The following is a 14,305-nucleotide window of genomic DNA, read 5'->3' on the forward strand; positions in this document are numbered from 1 at the left end:
CGGACCGCGCCCCCGTGACAAGCCCGCATCGCCCCCCTATAAGACGCCCAAATTCGCAACAGTTTCGCATTCAAGGACCGCAGCCCATGACAACGCTCGTTTTCGGCCACACATCGCCCGACACGGACAGCACCGGATCGCCCATCGTCTGGGCATGGTATCTGAGCGAGATCAAAGGCATCGACGCCCAGCCGGTGCTGCTGGGACAGCCCAATACCGAAGCCGCGTTCATGCTGAAACGCTGGGACCTGGACACGCCTCGGATCATCGCGGATGTCGACGACGGCCAGCCCGTCGTCATCGTCGACACCAACAACCCCGCCGAGTTGCCCGCCAATATCGACAACGCCGATATCCGCAGCATCATCGACCATCACCGTCTGGTCGGCGGGCTGGAAACGCTGGGCCCGCTGGAAATCCGGATCGAGCCTATGGCCTGCACGGCCACCATCATGTGGAAGATGATCGGCAAGGACATGGCGCAGATGCCCGAGGGCGTGAAGGGCGCGATGCTGTCGTGCATCCTCAGCGACACGCTGGAATTCCGCAGCCCGACCACCACGGACGAGGACAAGGCGATCGCCCATGATCTGGCATCGGATCTGGGCATCGACATCGGCGATTATGCGGCCCAGATGTTCGCCGCCAAATCAGACGTCTCGGCCTTTACCGACGCCGAACTGCTGCGCATGGACAGCAAGGAGTTCGAGCTGCCCGGCGCCAAATTCCGCGTCTCGGTGCTGGAAACGACGGCGCCCAAGGTGGTTCTGGACCGCAAGGACAGCCTGATGCAGACGATGCAGACGGTCGCCGCCGAGGATGGCGTCGATCAGGTGCTATTGTTCGTCGTCGACATCCTGAACGAAGAGGCGACGCTGCTGATCCCCAACGACATGGTGAAAACGCTGGCCGAGAAGTCCTTTGGCATCGCACCCACGGGCGACACTGTGATCCTGCCCGGCGTGATGAGCCGGAAAAAGCAGATCATCCCCAGCCTCAAGATCTGACGCGGGGGCCGGGCATCGGCCACCCGGCGGCGCTGCTCTGACCCGCGCCGCAAACGACTGTTCGCGAGGATTCGGCGCCGTCAGCGCTCTACCTCGATGGTGACATGCCCGATAGCGTGCCGCTCTTGCAGGCGTTCGCGGATCGCAGTCTTGACGGTAGTTGCATCGCTGCCCGCGTCCAGCTCGACGACCATCGTAACCATGGGCCGCTCCTGCGTGACCGACCAGGCGTGAACGTGGCGCACATCGCGCAGCCCCGGCACCTCGGCGCACAGGTCTGCGACCACGTCGCGCCGGTCAAACCCGTCGGGGGCGCCCTCCAGCAGGATGTGCCCGCTCTGTGCCACCACCTTCCACGCCGAGCGCAGGATGATCACAGCAACCAGCACCGACAGGATCGGATCAATCGGTGTCCAGCCGGTCCAAATGATCACCAGCGCCGCCACCAACGCCGCGACTGATCCCAGCAAGTCGCCCATCACATGCAATGCAGCGGCGCGCACGTTCAGATTCTCGCCTGCGCCGCCGCGCGTCAGCACCAGAAAGGCAAGGATATTGACCAGCAGACCGCCCAGCGCGACCCAGATCATGACGCCGCCCAGCACTTCCTGCGGATCGTTCAGGCGCTGGATCGCCTCCCACAGGATCCAGCCCGCGATGACAAACAGCGACATGCCGTTGACGAAGGCCGCCAGCACCGAAAACCGGTCAAACCCGTAGGTCCGCTTCCAGTCGGCAGGACGGCGGGCCAGCCGGAACGCCAGCCATGCCAGCATCAGCGACGCGAAATCGGTCAGCATATGCCCCGCATCCGCAATCAGCGCGAGCGAGCCCGAGATGACGCCGCCGACCACCTCGGCCACCATGAAGGTGCCGGTCAACGCGGCGGCGATGGCGATTTTCGTCTCGTTCTTCGGGATATGCGAATGGTCATGGCTGTGGCCTGAATGATCATGCATGATGTCGCTCCTTCGCCGCTCATCTAGCGCGGGGGTGCAACGGGCTGCAACCGGACTCGGCTCTGGCCTCGGGCGCCTCCGCCTGCCATATCTGAAACCAACGCCGAAGGGAGGCCCCATGACCCAGATCATCCAATCGCTCGCCGACGTGTCCAGCCGCTACGACGCGCTGTTCGTCGATCTGTGGGGCTGCCTGCACAATGGCGTCACCGCCTATCCCGACGCCGTCGCCGCGATGCGGATCTACCGCGCGGGCGGCGGCACGGTGGTGCTGGTGACCAACTCACCCAAACCGCGCAAGGGGGTGGCGGCGCAGCTGCATGAATTCGGCGTGCCGGACGATGCCTATGACGCCATCGCCACCTCGGGCGATTCAGCCCGCGCCGCAATGTTTCGCGGTGTTGTCGGCGACAAGGTCTATTTCATGGGCGAACCTGCCCGTGACGAGGGCTTCTTTGCGCCTATGGAGGTGATCGACGACCCCGCACCCATCACCCGCGTGCCGCTGGACCGCGCCACCGGCATCGTCTGCTGCGGCCCGTTCGATCCGCTGGCCGACCCGGCGGTGAACCGCGCCGATTTCCTCTATGCCAAGCAAAAGGGGATGAAGCTGCTCTGCGCGAACCCCGATATCGTGGTGGATCGCGGCGATGTGCGCGAGTGGTGCGCCGGCGCGCTGGCGCAGCTTTATACCGAAATGGGCGGCGAGAGCCTGTATTTCGGCAAACCGCATCCGCCGATCTACGATCTGGCGCGCCGCCGACTGGCCGCCCTTGGCAAGGATATCGCCGAAGCGGACATTCTGGCGATTGGTGACGGAATCGGCACCGACATTGCAGGCGCGATGGGCGAGAATATCGATTCGCTGTTCATCACCGGCGGGCTGGCCGCATCCGAGACGAACGCCGACGATCAACCCAACCCCGCGCGGCTGGAGGCATATCTGGCACAGAAAATGGCGTCTCCGACCTATACAATAGGGCATTTGCGCTAAAGGCCGGGCCGCTCACGGCGCAATAATTAGCCAGGTACGGACTCCTTTAGGGGTTGATTTTCTGCGCCTGCGAAGTAATAAAGTTCCAATATGCGGCGCCTCGGCGCCTTATTGTTACCCACAGGACCACCCGGAGGGCCTCATGTTGGACAACATGCCACGCGGCACGATCTGCATCGAAGACATCGAGATGGGCATGACGCGCCACCTGCGCAAAGTCATTACCGACCGCGATATCGAGCTGTTCGCCGAGGTTTCGACCGACCGTAATCCGGTGCATATGGACGATGAATATGCCCGCGACACCATATTCGAGGGACGCATCGCGCATGGCATGCTGACCGCCGGCCTCATCTCGGCCGTGATTGGCGAACAGCTGCCGGGCCATGGCACCGTTTACATGGGCCAGTCGCTGAAGTTCCTCGCCCCGGTCCGCCCCGGCGACATGGTCCATGCCGAGGTCGAGGTGATTTCCATCGATCACGCCAAGCGGCGCGTCGGGCTGGACTGCCGCTGCATGGTCAACGGCAAGAAGGTCCTGATCGGCGAGGCGATGGTCATGGCCCCCTCCCGCAAGTTCGACTAGCGCAAAACCCGCCCCACAGTCGCGTGACGTGCGCATCCATGCTTGCGTAGCAGGATGCGCCACGCTACGCCTTCGCCATGCGTATTTTCCACGATTACAAGGCCGTCCCGGCCTCTGCCAAGGGCGCCAGCGCCGCTATCGGTAATTTCGACGGCGTGCATCTGGGCCACCGTACCGTTATTGATCTGGCACGCGATGCCGGCGCCGTGTCAGGCGCGCCGCTGGGCATCGTCACCTTCACGCCCCACCCGCGCGAACACTTTGCCCCGGACGCCCCGCCCTTTCGCCTGATGAGCCCCGGCGCCCGCGCCAACCGTCTGGCCAAGCTGGGGGTGGAAACCCTGTTCGAGCTGCCCTTTGACGCGGCCATGGCCGCGCTGTCCCCCCGCGAATTTGCGCAAAGCGTGATCGCCGACGGGCTGAGCCTGCGCCATCTGGTAGTGGGCAAGGATTTCTGCTTTGGCAAGGGGCGCGCCGGCAATGCCGAAATGCTGTCCGGATACGGCGCCGAGATGGGCTTTGACGTGACCATCGCGGATCTTCTGGTGGCTGAGGGCAGTCAGGTCAGTTCGACCGCGATCCGGCGCGCGCTGGGCGAGGGGCGCGTTCAGGACGCGGCCGTGATGCTGGGCCACTGGCACCGGATCGAAGGAACGGTCATGGGCGGGTTCAAGCGCGGCCGCGAGCTGGGCTATCCGACGGCCAACATGTCGATTGCGGGGCTGCATCCGCCGCGCTTTGGCGTGTATGCCGTTCTGGTCGACGTTCTGAACGGTCCACATCTGGGACAATATACCGGCGCGGCCTCGCTGGGTGTGCGCCCGATGTTCGAGGGCGAGGTACCCAATCTGGAAACGTTCCTGTTTGATTTCTCCGGCGATCTTTACGGCGCCGATCTGTCGGTCGCGCTGGTTGAATACCTGCGCCCCGAGGCAAAGTTCGACAGCCTTGAGGCGTTCATCGCCCAGATGGATGCCGACTGCGCCAAGGCCCGCAGCATACTGGACGCGCTATGAGTCCCCCGCTGCGCCCCCGATTTTGGGAGGATACGCCCATCACCCGCATGACGCGCCCCGAATGGGAGGCGCTGTGCGACGGCTGCGGCAAATGCTGCATGAACAAGCTGGAGGACGAGGATACCGGCGAGGTCGTGATGACCCGCGTCGCCTGTCGCCTGTTCGACGATACCACCTGCCGCTGTGCGCAATACCCGATTCGCCACCAGTTCGTGCCCGAATGCATCGTGCTGAAGCCCACGAATATGGACACAAACCTGTATTGGATGCCCGAAACCTGCGCTTACAAGCTGCTGTGGCAGGGCAAGAAGCTATACGATTGGCATCCGCTGATTTCCGGCGATCCACAAAGCGTTCATGACGCGGGCGTCTCGATGCAAAGCCGGACCGTCCCCGAATTTGAAATCGACGAGGACGACTGGGAAGACCATGTCATAGAGGAACCGACCTGATGTATTTTGCCTCCGACAACAGCGGCCCGATGCATCCTGCCGTGGCGCGGGCGATGATGGCCGCCGATAGTGGCTATCAGCCCAGCTATGGCACCGATCCCATCATGGACGGCGTGCGCGCGCAGATCCGCGAGCTGTTCGAGGCACCCGAAGCCGCAGTTTATCTGGTCGCCACCGGCACCGCAGCCAACGCGCTGGCGCTGGGGACGCTCACCCAGCCGTGGCAGGCGGTGTTCTGCACGCCGCTGGCCCATATCAACGTCGATGAATGTCACGCCCCCGAATTTTACACCGGCGGCGCCAAGCTGAGCCTTGTAGGCAGTGGTGACAAGATGGACGCGGCCGGGCTGCGCGCCCGGATCGAAGGCTGGACCAAGGGCGATGTGCATACCTCGCAGCGCGGGCCGGTGCAGATCACGCAGGTCACCGAAATGGGGCGTCTTTATACGCTGGAGGAAATGCGCGCCCTGACCGGGGTGGCGCGTGAGTACGGGTTGCCCACGTTTCTGGACGGGGCGCGGTTCGCCAATGCGCTGGTCGCCTTGGACTGCACTCCCGCCGACATGACATGGAAGGCGGGGATCGACGCGCTCAGCCTTGGTGGCACGAAAAACGGCTGCGCCGGGGTCGAGGCGGTGATTTTCTTTGATCCCGCCCATGCGTGGGAATTCGAGCTGCGCCGCAAGCGCGGCGCGCATCTGTTTTCCAAGCATCGTTACCTGTCAGCGCAGATGCAGGGCTATCTGGACGGCGGCACATGGCTGGACGCCGCCCGCGCCGCCAACGCGAACGCCGCCCGGCTCGCCGCCGGCCTGCGCGATGTGGCCGGGCTGGAGTTTGTCGAAGAGCCCGAGGCGAACATGATCTTCGCAACCCTGCCCCGCCACCAGCATCAGCGGTTGCACGCGGCGGGTGCAGTCTATGGACTCTGGGGCGATCTGGAGGGCGATGCAGACGAACGCCTGATGATGCGGCTGGTCTGCGACTGGTCGATCACACACGAGATGATCGACGATTTTCTGGCGCTGGCAAAGGGCTGAAACGCAGCCGGGGAGAGCCACTCCCGGTTCAGACCTCTGCCAGAAATCGCAGCACTTCGGCGCTCAGCTGACCCGGATGCGTCGCGACCGACATATGCCCTGCTCCATCGATCACACCGCGCCGGGCGCGTGGAAACCGGGCGGCCAGCGCCGCATTGATCGCGGGGATAATCTGCGGTGCCTCACTGCCTTCCAGCAGCAGCACAGGGATGTCGACCGCCTCCAGCACGCCCGGCTCCAACAGCCCTGCCACGTCGTCGTATAACGCGGGCCCCACCGCCGCGATCAGCGGCATCTGCTGCGCGATGCGCGCTTGCGCCTCGGCGCTGAAGCTGTCCCACGGACGCCCGCCGCCCCACTGGCCAATGAAATTGCGCGCCGCCTTGGCCAAATCGCCCGCCGCCATCGCCGCCACGAATGCCCGCTGCTCGGCCAGATGTTCTTCGCAGGCATCCGGCTGCGTGCGCAGCCCTGCGGCGAAAAAAACCGGCTCGATCATCACCAGTGAGCGGACAAGGTCGGGCCGCTCCACCGCCAGCCGCAACGCGACCACCCCGCCAAAGCTGTGTCCGATCACGTTGACCGGGCCGCAATCTTGGGCCAAATCGGCAGCGAAATCGGCGGCCATTCCGGCGCAAACCGTACTCATTTCGCCGCGTGCATCCCAATCGGCGCTGCGCCCATGACCCGGCATATCAAAGGCCGTCATGCTCAGCGCACCCGACAGCGATGGCGCCATACCGCGCCAGACGCCCGAATCGGCAAGACTGCAATGGATCAGCAGCGCGGGGCGCGGTCCCTGTCCAAAAACCGTCCACCAGGTTGGAAAGCCGCCCCTTTCAGTGCGCGGCATGTCAGGCGAGGCCCGCCCGATGACGGTCCGGATAGGCAAGCCGGTCCCGCCCCCGGACTGGCGCGCCATCACCGGCCAGATAGCCGGGCATGCCTCTGACGCCGCGCTGCGCTGCCGCTCGGCTATCGGCGCCATAGGTTTCGACCCCATGCAACAAACCGCGATCGGCAGGGCCGCGATCGAACCCGACGCCGTCCCGACAGGCGCAGGACGACAGCACCGAGAAAAAATAATCAACCTGAGCCATGTTTTGCGTATCCTTCGGGTGCCTGCTGCTTTGCCCGACCCTACGCGCGTGCTAAGCGGTGTCAACGCAACGAATCCGCTCATGCGGCCACCCGAGGGACCCAAAGCCATGTCATCCACATCTGAGCCGAAACTCATCTCGGGCAACGCCAACATGTCGCTGGCCACTGCCATCGCGCGGCGCATGTCGATGCACCGGGGCGTCAATCTGGGCCTCGTCGATGCGCGGGTCGAGCGGTTCAACGATGGCGAGATATTCGTCGAAGTGTTCGAGAACGTGCGCGGCGAGGATATGTTTGTCATCCAGCCCACGTCGAACCCGGCTAACGACAACCTGATGGAGCTGCTGATCATGTCGGACGCGCTGCGCCGGTCCTCGGCCGCGCGCATCACCGCAGTCATCCCCTATTTCGGTTACGCACGGCAGGATCGCCGCTCCAAGGCGCGCACGCCCATTTCGGCCAAGCTGGTGGCCAACATGCTGGTCGAGGCGGGCATCGAGCGGGTTCTGACGATGGACCTGCACGCGGCGCAGATCCAGGGGTTCTTCGACATTCCGGTCGACAACCTCTACGCATCGCCGGTCTTTGCGCTGGACATCATGAAGCAGTTCAAGGGCAGCCTGGACGACGTGATGATCGTATCCCCCGACGTCGGCGGCGTGGCGCGCGCACGCGAACTGGCCAAGCGGATCAACGCCCCGCTCGCCATCGTCGACAAGCGGCGCGAAAAGGCCGGTGAAGTGGCTGAAATGACCATCATCGGTGACGTGACCGGCAAGAAATGCATCATCGTCGACGACATGTGCGACACCGCCGGCACGCTGTGCAAGGCGGCCGAGGTACTGGTAGAAAATGGCGCGTCCGAGGTGCATGCCTACACCACCCATGGCGTCATGTCCGGCCCGGCGGTCGAGCGTGTGACCAATTCCGTGCTGAAATCCATGGTCATCACCGACACCATCGCCCCGACCGAGGCAGTGAAGGCCACGCCGAACATCCGCATCATCCCGACCGCGCCGGTATTCGCGCAGGCGATCCTGAACATCTGGAACGGCACCAGCGTGTCCTCGCTGTTCGATACGCCGACGCTCGAGCCGGTCTACGAGGGCCAGTTCGGCAACTAGGCCAATTTGGTAGCAGCATTAACCCGTCGGGGGCCGTGTAACGGTGCCCGGAGGGCGGGGGTCAGTACAGATCCCAACCATCGGCATGATAAACCTCGCCGATCGCCATCCAGCGGGCGCGCGCACGGGCAATGCGGGTATCGGCCCAGGTACGGAAGACCACTTCGAATCCGGTTTCGGTGATACGCTCGGCGCTCACCTCGACGCGCGCATTGGTGCGGTTGTCGATATCCCACATCGATAGGGCGCAATGCACGACAGGCGGCGCGCGATACCGCTCGGCAAAGCGGACCGGGTGTCGGCGCGTACGCTCCCCCTCACCGGTCCACATGGTGCCGCCGCTTTCATGCTCCGAAAACAGGACCGCTTCGCCCTGATCGATCCCGATTAGCCCGGTGTCCAGTTTTTTCATGTCGCTCAATCATTACCGCAAAACCAGCATAATCCACATCTTCGCAAATATGTGAAGCCACCAAAGAATAGGGCCTGCAAAATGCAGGCCCCTGTCCGGGTCTTCGATCTGCGGCGCAGATCAGTAGCCGCTGAGGCCGATATGATCACCCATCGCAACCATGTCGGCCAGCAGCTTGGCCGCATCATCGACCGGGCCGGGCTCGTTCTTGAATGTTTCCTGCGCGCGCGCCAGACGCTCGGTCGCGTCCGCGACCAGCTTCTTGAAGTGTTCTTGCGTCAGGTCCGTGCGATGGATCGCCTGCTCGGCCAGCACCGAAACGCCGTCGGCGTTGATCTCGGCAAAGCCGCCGGTGACGGCGTATTCATCTTCGCCCTTGTCCGAAGTGACGCGCACGATGCCCGGGCGCAGCGTGGTGATGAGCGGCGTATGGCCGGCCATCGCCGTCAGATCGCCCTCGGCGCCCGGAATCTGCACTTCGCGCGCCTGAACGGATGTCAGAAGGCGCTCGGGCGATACCAGATCGAATTGCACTGTGTCAGCCATTGGTGGCCTCCTTCATTAGGCGGGGTGCCGGACCACAGGCGCGGTCCGGCAGATGCATTATGCGGCGTCGGAGGCCATACGCTCGGCCTTGGCCTTCACGTCCTCGATGCCGCCAACCATGTAGAAGGCGCCTTCGGGCAGGTGGTCATACTCACCCGCGACAACGGCCTTGAAGGACGAAATCGTCTCCTCCAGCGGCACCTGAACACCGTCCGAGCCGGTGAACACCTTGGCCACGTCGAAGGGCTGCGACAGGAAGCGCTGGATTTTCCGGGCGCGTGCCACGGTCAGCTTGTCCTCTTCAGACAGTTCGTCCATGCCCAGGATCGCGATGATATCCTGAAGCGACTTGTAGCGCTGAAGGATACCCTGCACGTCACGCGCAACCTGATAATGCTCCTCGCCGACGACGGAGGGGTCCATCAGGCGCGATGTCGAATCAAGCGGGTCAACCGCCGGGTAGATGCCCAGCTCGGAGATCGCACGCGACAGAACGGTCGTGGCGTCAAGGTGCGCGAACGACGTCGCAGGCGCAGGGTCGGTCAGGTCGTCCGCAGGCACGTAGACGGCCTGCACGGAGGTGATGGACCCTTTGTTTGTCGACGTAATCCGCTCTTGCATCTGGCCCATGTCGGTGGCCAGCGTCGGCTGGTAGCCCACAGCCGAAGGGATGCGGCCCAGAAGGGCGGACACTTCGGAACCGGCCTGCGTAAAGCGGAAGATGTTGTCGACAAAGAACAGAACGTCCGTGCCCGACTGGTCGCGGAACTGCTCGGCCAGTGTCAGGCCGGTCAGAGCGACGCGCATACGCGCACCCGGAGGCTCGTTCATCTGGCCGTAGACCAGCGCCACCTTGGAATCCTGAAGGTTGTCGGGGACGATAACGCCCGATTCGATCATCTCGTGGTAAAGGTCGTTGCCTTCACGCGTCCGCTCGCCCACACCGGCGAAAACCGAGAAGCCCGAGTGAACCTTGGCGATGTTGTTGATCAGTTCCATGATCAGAACCGTCTTGCCCACGCCGGCACCGCCGAAGAGGCCGATCTTGCCGCCCTTGGCGTAGGGCGCCAGCAGGTCGACGACCTTGATGCCCGTCACCAGAACGATCGACTCGGTCGACTGATCGGCGAAGGGGGGCGCGTCGGCATGGATCGAACGCTCGTCGTCGCGCGACACGGGGCCGCCCTCGTCCACGGGTTCGCCCACGACGTTCAGGATGCGGCCCAGCGTGGAGTTGCCGACCGGCACCGTGATCGGGCCATCGGTGTCGGTCACTTCCTGACCGCGCACGAGGCCTTCGGTCGCGTCCATCGCGATGGTGCGCACGGTGTTCTCACCGAGGTGCTGCGCAACCTCGAGAACCAGACGCTTGCCGTTGTTTTCGGTGGTCAGGGCGTTCAGAATTTGCGGCAGATGGTCGCCGAACTGAACGTCAACCACGGCGCCGATCACCTGAGTGATTTTGCCTTTTGCATTTGCCATGTATTGTCTCCGTCTCGTTTCTAGAGCGCTTCCGCGCCCGAAATGATTTCAATCAGCTCGTTCGTGATCACAGCCTGACGCGAGCGGTTATACTGAATGGTCAGCTTGTCGATCATCTCGCCAGCGTTGCGGGTGGCGTTGTCCATCGCGGACATGCGCGCGCCCTGTTCGGACGCCCCGTTTTCCAGCAATGCGGCAAAGATCGCCGTGGCCACGCCGCGCGGCAGCAGGTCGGCCAAGATCGCCGTTTCGTCCGGCTCGTAGTCATAGAGCGTTTCGGCGCCGGTGCCCTCGTCGCTGGGCGCGTCGAAATCGGCCGGGATGATCTGCTGGGCTGTCGGGATCTGGGTGACGACGTTTTCGAACGTGGCGTAAAAGATCGTCGCCACGTCGAATTCGCCCGCGTCAAAGCGGTTCAGAACCTGTGTCGCCACGCCTTGCGCGTCGGCATAGCCGATCCGCTTGACGTCAGAAAAATCGACGTGATCCACGAAATACTGGCCGTACTCACGGCGCATGGAATCGCGGCCCTTCTTGCCGACCGTGATGATCTTGACGGTCTTGCCCTCGCCCACCAGCTTGGTCGCGCGCTGTTTCGCCAGCTTGGCGATGTTGGCGTTGAAACCGCCGCAAAGGCCACGTTCGGACGTCATTACGATCAGCAGATGGGTCTGCTCCTGACCCGTCCCACGCAGCAGACGCGGCGCACCTTCGGATTTGCCAACCGATGCCGCGAGGCGCCCCATAACGGCGTTGAAACGCTCGGTATAGGGACGCGCCGCCTCGGCAGCCTCCTGCGCGCGGCGAAGTTTCGCCGCGGCGACCATCTGCATGGCCTTGGTGATCTTGCGGGTCGATTTGACCGACGCGATCCTGTTTTTCAGGTCCTTTAGGTTTGGCATCTAGTTCTCCAACATTTGGCGGCAGTCTTCGAACTTGCCAGCCCACTCCGGATCGATTGTCCCGAACGGTGCTTTCCCGGTCCCGCCATAGCCATCGAAGTTTTCTGCGTAGATCCGGCCAAAGAAGCCGGCAACACAAGGGTATCCAGCCTCCAGAAGGTAACCGTCGTAGGCTTCAAGCTCGAAAATGCGACTTGTCATTTCCGTGCATGGTCCCTCCGGGGCAAACCCGACCTCGCGAAATTCCGCAGTATCCATACACGCCGCCATCTCATCGTAAAGAGCCACAGATTTCACAGCGGCTGCCTTGATAATCTCTTCACGACTCGACTGCGCATGTGCAAACCCGGCGTCCAGAAGGAACGCCGCAGCCCCTGCACCTATGGAAGCGCATCGCAGCATATCAGGCGAAGTCCTGCGCGAATTCGTCCAGTGCGGCCTTGATCTTGTTCTCGGCTTCCCCTTTGATTTTCGGGTCTTCCTTGGTGATCATGTCCAGCAGGTCCGCGTGCTTGCCACGCAGATGCTTGAGCAGGCCAGCCTCGAAACGGCCGACATCCTTGACCGCGATCTTGTCCAGGTACCCTTTGGTGCCGGCGTAGATGACGCAGACGATTTCGGCGTTGGTCAACGGCGAATACTGCGGCTGCTTCATCAGCTCGGTCAGGCGCGCACCACGGTTCAGCAGCTGCTGGGTGGCGGCATCCAGATCGGAACCGAACTGCGCAAACGCCGCCATTTCGCGGTACTGCGCCAGTTCCAGCTTGACCGGGCCGGCGACGGATTTCATCGCATTGGTCTGGGCCGAGGAGCCCACACGCGAGACCGACAGACCGGTGTTCACGGCGGGGCGGATGCCCTGATAGAACAGCTCGGTTTCCAGAAAGATCTGGCCGTCGGTGATCGAAATCACGTTGGTCGGAATAAACGCCGAAACGTCGCCGCCCTGGGTTTCGATGATCGGCAGGGCTGTCAGCGAACCGGACCCGTTATCCTCGTTCAGTTTGGCGGACCGCTCCAGCAAACGAGAGTGCAGGTAGAACACGTCGCCGGGATAGGCTTCGCGTCCGGGCGGACGGCGCAGCAGCAGGGACATCTGGCGGTAGGCCACGGCCTGCTTGGACAGGTCATCATAGACGATCAGCGCGTGACGGCCATTGTCGCGGAAATGCTCGGCCATCGCGGTTGCGGAATAGGGGGCGAGGAACTGCATCGGCGCGGGGTCCGATGCGGTCGCGGCCACGACGATGGAATATGCCATGGCGCCGGTCTCTTCGAGCTTTTTCACCAGCTGGGCAACGGTCGACCGCTTCTGACCGATGGCGACATAGACGCAATACAGCTTCTTGCTTTCATCGTCGCCTGCAGCGTCGTTGATCGACTTCTGGTTCAGCATCGTGTCCAGCGCGATGGCGGTCTTGCCGGTCTGACGGTCGCCGATGATCAGCTCGCGCTGGCCACGACCGATCGGGATCATGCTGTCGACGGCCTTCATGCCGGTCGCCATCGGCTCGTGAACCGATTTGCGCGGGATGATGCCCGGCGCCTTGACGTCGGCGATGCCGCGCTCTGTGGCCTCGATGGGGCCTTTGCCGTCCAGCGGGTTGCCAAGGCCGTCAACAACGCGGCCCAGAAGCGCGTCACCGATCGGCACGTCCACGATGGACTTGGTGCGCTTGACGGTGTCGCCTTCTTTAATATCACGGTCGGAGCCGAAGATCACGATACCGACGTTGTCGGCCTCGAGGTTCAAGGCCATGCCCATGATCCCACCGGGGAATTCGACCAGCTCGCCGGCCTGCACATTGTCCAGACCGTGAACGCGCGCGATCCCGTCACCGACGGACAGAACCTGGCCGATTTCGGCCACTTCGACCTCTTGGCCGAAATTCTTGATCTGGTCCTTCAGGATTGCAGAAATCTCTGCCGCTTGGATACCCATTTATCCGACCTCTTTCATTGAATTCTGGAGCGATGCAAGCTTGGAGCGGATCGACGTATCGATCATCTTCGAGCCCACCTTTACGATAAGACCGCCAACAAGGCTCTCGTCAACGGTCGCGTGAATCTTGACGTCCTTGCCAATGTTGGCCTTCAGCGTCTTGGCCAGCTTGTCGGCCTGCGTCTTGGTCAACGCCTTGGCGCTGGTGACATCGGCCTGCACTTCGCCCTTTTCATCGGCGATCTTGGCGCGCAGCTGTGCAATCAGCTGCGGCAGCGCGAACAGACGACGTTTTTGCGCCATCAGGCTCAGGCCGCGCGACAATTCCGGCGTCAGCTTGAGGTGTTTCGCGACTGCGGCAATGGCTTTGCCCTGCTCGTCCCGGCTGATAACCGGGCTGGAGATAACGCCGCGCAGGTCACTGCTGACGTTCAGCGCTTCGGCCAGGGCGTCAACACCGGTCTCCAGCTTGGGCAGGTGTTTGCTATCTTGGGCTATCTCGAAGATCGCGGTCGCATAGCGTTCGGCGATACCCGAGGAAATCGAAGCTGGTTCGGACACGTCCACCCTTTCGACAATTAGGCCCCTGCGACAGACGTGGGCACGTCTGAGGGGCGATGGCGAGCATACATACTCTTATCAGTGTAATCCGGCGTGGGTTTAGCAGAGCATTGCCCACCTCGCAAGTTGCTATGGCACAGGCGCGCGGCATGGAAAGCGTATATTTTTCAATGCCATGCCT

The 14,305-nt window shown here is 62.9% G+C and carries 17 protein-coding genes; 7 read left to right on the forward strand and 10 right to left on the reverse strand.

Going from position 1 to position 14,305, the window contains the following annotated elements; translation table 11 throughout:
* Window positions 1–86 precede the first annotated feature (86 nt).
* Window positions 87–1,007 (forward strand): manganese-dependent inorganic pyrophosphatase, encoded by a 921-nt coding sequence (locus tag FGD77_RS20240; RefSeq protein ID WP_255013236.1) that lies wholly within the window; start codon window positions 87–89, stop codon window positions 1,005–1,007.
* Between the two features lie 80 nt (window positions 1,008–1,087).
* Here the strand turns inward: FGD77_RS20240 and FGD77_RS20245 are convergent, their stop codons facing one another.
* Window positions 1,088–1,966 carry a cation diffusion facilitator family transporter gene (locus FGD77_RS20245; protein ID WP_255013238.1) on the reverse strand — a complete coding sequence of 293 codons (879 nt, stop codon included), beginning with the start codon at window positions 1,964–1,966 and terminating at the stop codon, window positions 1,088–1,090.
* Between the two features lie 118 nt (window positions 1,967–2,084).
* Between FGD77_RS20245 and FGD77_RS20250 the strand changes: the two genes are divergently transcribed.
* The 5 genes from FGD77_RS20250 (at window position 2,085) to FGD77_RS20270 (ending at window position 6,054) form a co-directional block, all read left to right on the forward strand.
* Entirely contained in the window at window positions 2,085–2,960 is an 876-nt protein-coding gene (locus FGD77_RS20250; RefSeq protein ID WP_255013240.1) for an HAD family hydrolase, read from the forward strand.
* A 142-nt stretch (window positions 2,961–3,102) separates the two neighbouring features.
* Window positions 3,103–3,546 carry a MaoC family dehydratase gene (locus tag FGD77_RS20255; protein WP_255013242.1) on the forward strand — a complete coding sequence of 148 codons (444 nt, stop codon included), beginning with the start codon at window positions 3,103–3,105 and terminating at the stop codon, window positions 3,544–3,546.
* A gap of 77 nt (window positions 3,547–3,623) precedes the next feature.
* Window positions 3,624–4,562 carry a bifunctional riboflavin kinase/FAD synthetase gene (locus FGD77_RS20260; RefSeq protein ID WP_255013244.1) on the forward strand — a complete coding sequence of 313 codons (939 nt, stop codon included), beginning with the start codon at window positions 3,624–3,626 and terminating at the stop codon, window positions 4,560–4,562.
* Window positions 4,559–5,014 (forward strand): YcgN family cysteine cluster protein, encoded by a 456-nt coding sequence (locus FGD77_RS20265; protein ID WP_255013247.1) that lies wholly within the window; start codon window positions 4,559–4,561, stop codon window positions 5,012–5,014. The genes FGD77_RS20260 and FGD77_RS20265 overlap by 4 nt, the downstream gene beginning before the upstream one ends.
* Entirely contained in the window at window positions 5,014–6,054 is a 1,041-nt protein-coding gene (locus FGD77_RS20270; RefSeq protein WP_255013248.1) for a low specificity L-threonine aldolase, read from the forward strand. The genes FGD77_RS20265 and FGD77_RS20270 overlap by 1 nt, the downstream gene beginning before the upstream one ends.
* Window positions 6,055–6,082: 28 nt before the next feature.
* Here the strand turns inward: FGD77_RS20270 and FGD77_RS20275 are convergent, their stop codons facing one another.
* On the reverse strand, window positions 6,083–6,907 hold the full coding sequence (locus FGD77_RS20275; RefSeq protein ID WP_255013250.1) for an alpha/beta fold hydrolase: 825 nt from the start codon (window positions 6,905–6,907) through the stop codon (window positions 6,083–6,085).
* Between the two features lies 1 nt (window position 6,908).
* Window positions 6,909–7,154, reverse strand: coding sequence for a hypothetical protein (locus FGD77_RS20280; RefSeq protein WP_255013253.1), 246 nt, complete (start codon window positions 7,152–7,154; stop codon window positions 6,909–6,911).
* Window positions 7,155–7,262: 108 nt separating this feature from the next.
* Between FGD77_RS20280 and FGD77_RS20285 the strand changes: the two genes are divergently transcribed.
* Complete coding sequence (locus FGD77_RS20285; RefSeq protein ID WP_255013255.1) at window positions 7,263–8,279, forward strand: ribose-phosphate pyrophosphokinase; 1,017 nt, start codon at window positions 7,263–7,265, stop codon at window positions 8,277–8,279.
* Window positions 8,280–8,340: 61 nt separating this feature from the next.
* Here the strand turns inward: FGD77_RS20285 and FGD77_RS20290 are convergent, their stop codons facing one another.
* From FGD77_RS20290 to FGD77_RS20320, 7 genes are all read right to left on the reverse strand, one after another.
* Window positions 8,341–8,691 carry an H-type lectin domain-containing protein gene (locus FGD77_RS20290; protein WP_255013257.1) on the reverse strand — a complete coding sequence of 117 codons (351 nt, stop codon included), beginning with the start codon at window positions 8,689–8,691 and terminating at the stop codon, window positions 8,341–8,343.
* Between the two features lie 120 nt (window positions 8,692–8,811).
* The gene (locus FGD77_RS20295) at window positions 8,812–9,237 is read right to left on the reverse strand and encodes a F0F1 ATP synthase subunit epsilon (RefSeq protein ID WP_255013259.1); all 426 of its coding nucleotides are present in this window, start codon (window positions 9,235–9,237) and stop codon (window positions 8,812–8,814) included.
* Window positions 9,238–9,294: 57 nt separating this feature from the next.
* The gene (gene atpD / locus FGD77_RS20300) at window positions 9,295–10,719 is read right to left on the reverse strand and encodes a F0F1 ATP synthase subunit beta (protein ID WP_255013261.1); all 1,425 of its coding nucleotides are present in this window, start codon (window positions 10,717–10,719) and stop codon (window positions 9,295–9,297) included.
* A 20-nt stretch (window positions 10,720–10,739) separates the two neighbouring features.
* Complete coding sequence (locus FGD77_RS20305; protein WP_255013263.1) at window positions 10,740–11,621, reverse strand: F0F1 ATP synthase subunit gamma; 882 nt, start codon at window positions 11,619–11,621, stop codon at window positions 10,740–10,742.
* The gene (locus FGD77_RS20310) at window positions 11,622–12,023 is read right to left on the reverse strand and encodes a hypothetical protein (protein WP_255013265.1); all 402 of its coding nucleotides are present in this window, start codon (window positions 12,021–12,023) and stop codon (window positions 11,622–11,624) included. It lies immediately after the preceding gene.
* Between the two features lies 1 nt (window position 12,024).
* Window positions 12,025–13,563, reverse strand: coding sequence for a F0F1 ATP synthase subunit alpha (gene atpA / locus FGD77_RS20315; RefSeq protein WP_255013267.1), 1,539 nt, complete (start codon window positions 13,561–13,563; stop codon window positions 12,025–12,027).
* Window positions 13,564–14,124, reverse strand: a complete 561-nt coding sequence (locus tag FGD77_RS20320; RefSeq protein WP_255013269.1) for a F0F1 ATP synthase subunit delta — start codon at window positions 14,122–14,124, stop codon at window positions 13,564–13,566. It lies immediately after the preceding gene.
* Window positions 14,125–14,305: the final 181 nt, after the last annotated feature.

The sequence above is a fragment of the Roseovarius sp. M141 genome, from assembly GCF_024355225.1.
Lineage (GTDB): Bacteria > Pseudomonadota > Alphaproteobacteria > Rhodobacterales > Rhodobacteraceae > Roseovarius.

Bases quoted from the DNA above. Each gene is read 5' to 3' on its own strand.
- FGD77_RS20240 (WP_255013236.1), top strand. From the start codon at position 87: ATGACAACGCTCGTTTTCGGCCACACATCGCCCGACACGGACAGCACC.
- FGD77_RS20245 (WP_255013238.1), bottom strand. From the start codon at position 1,966: ATGCATGATCATTCAGGCCACAGCCATGACCATTCGCATATCCCGAAG.
- FGD77_RS20250 (WP_255013240.1), top strand. From the start codon at position 2,085: ATGACCCAGATCATCCAATCGCTCGCCGACGTGTCCAGCCGCTACGAC.
- FGD77_RS20255 (WP_255013242.1), top strand. From the start codon at position 3,103: ATGTTGGACAACATGCCACGCGGCACGATCTGCATCGAAGACATCGAG.
- FGD77_RS20260 (WP_255013244.1), top strand. From the start codon at position 3,624: ATGCGTATTTTCCACGATTACAAGGCCGTCCCGGCCTCTGCCAAGGGC.
- FGD77_RS20265 (WP_255013247.1), top strand. From the start codon at position 4,559: ATGAGTCCCCCGCTGCGCCCCCGATTTTGGGAGGATACGCCCATCACC.
- FGD77_RS20270 (WP_255013248.1), top strand. From the start codon at position 5,014: ATGTATTTTGCCTCCGACAACAGCGGCCCGATGCATCCTGCCGTGGCG.
- FGD77_RS20275 (WP_255013250.1), bottom strand. From the start codon at position 6,907: ATGCCGCGCACTGAAAGGGGCGGCTTTCCAACCTGGTGGACGGTTTTT.
- FGD77_RS20280 (WP_255013253.1), bottom strand. From the start codon at position 7,154: ATGGCTCAGGTTGATTATTTTTTCTCGGTGCTGTCGTCCTGCGCCTGT.
- FGD77_RS20285 (WP_255013255.1), top strand. From the start codon at position 7,263: ATGTCATCCACATCTGAGCCGAAACTCATCTCGGGCAACGCCAACATG.
- FGD77_RS20290 (WP_255013257.1), bottom strand. From the start codon at position 8,691: ATGAAAAAACTGGACACCGGGCTAATCGGGATCGATCAGGGCGAAGCG.
- FGD77_RS20295 (WP_255013259.1), bottom strand. From the start codon at position 9,237: ATGGCTGACACAGTGCAATTCGATCTGGTATCGCCCGAGCGCCTTCTG.
- atpD (WP_255013261.1), bottom strand. From the start codon at position 10,719: ATGGCAAATGCAAAAGGCAAAATCACTCAGGTGATCGGCGCCGTGGTT.
- FGD77_RS20305 (WP_255013263.1), bottom strand. From the start codon at position 11,621: ATGCCAAACCTAAAGGACCTGAAAAACAGGATCGCGTCGGTCAAATCG.
- FGD77_RS20310 (WP_255013265.1), bottom strand. From the start codon at position 12,023: ATGCTGCGATGCGCTTCCATAGGTGCAGGGGCTGCGGCGTTCCTTCTG.
- atpA (WP_255013267.1), bottom strand. From the start codon at position 13,563: ATGGGTATCCAAGCGGCAGAGATTTCTGCAATCCTGAAGGACCAGATC.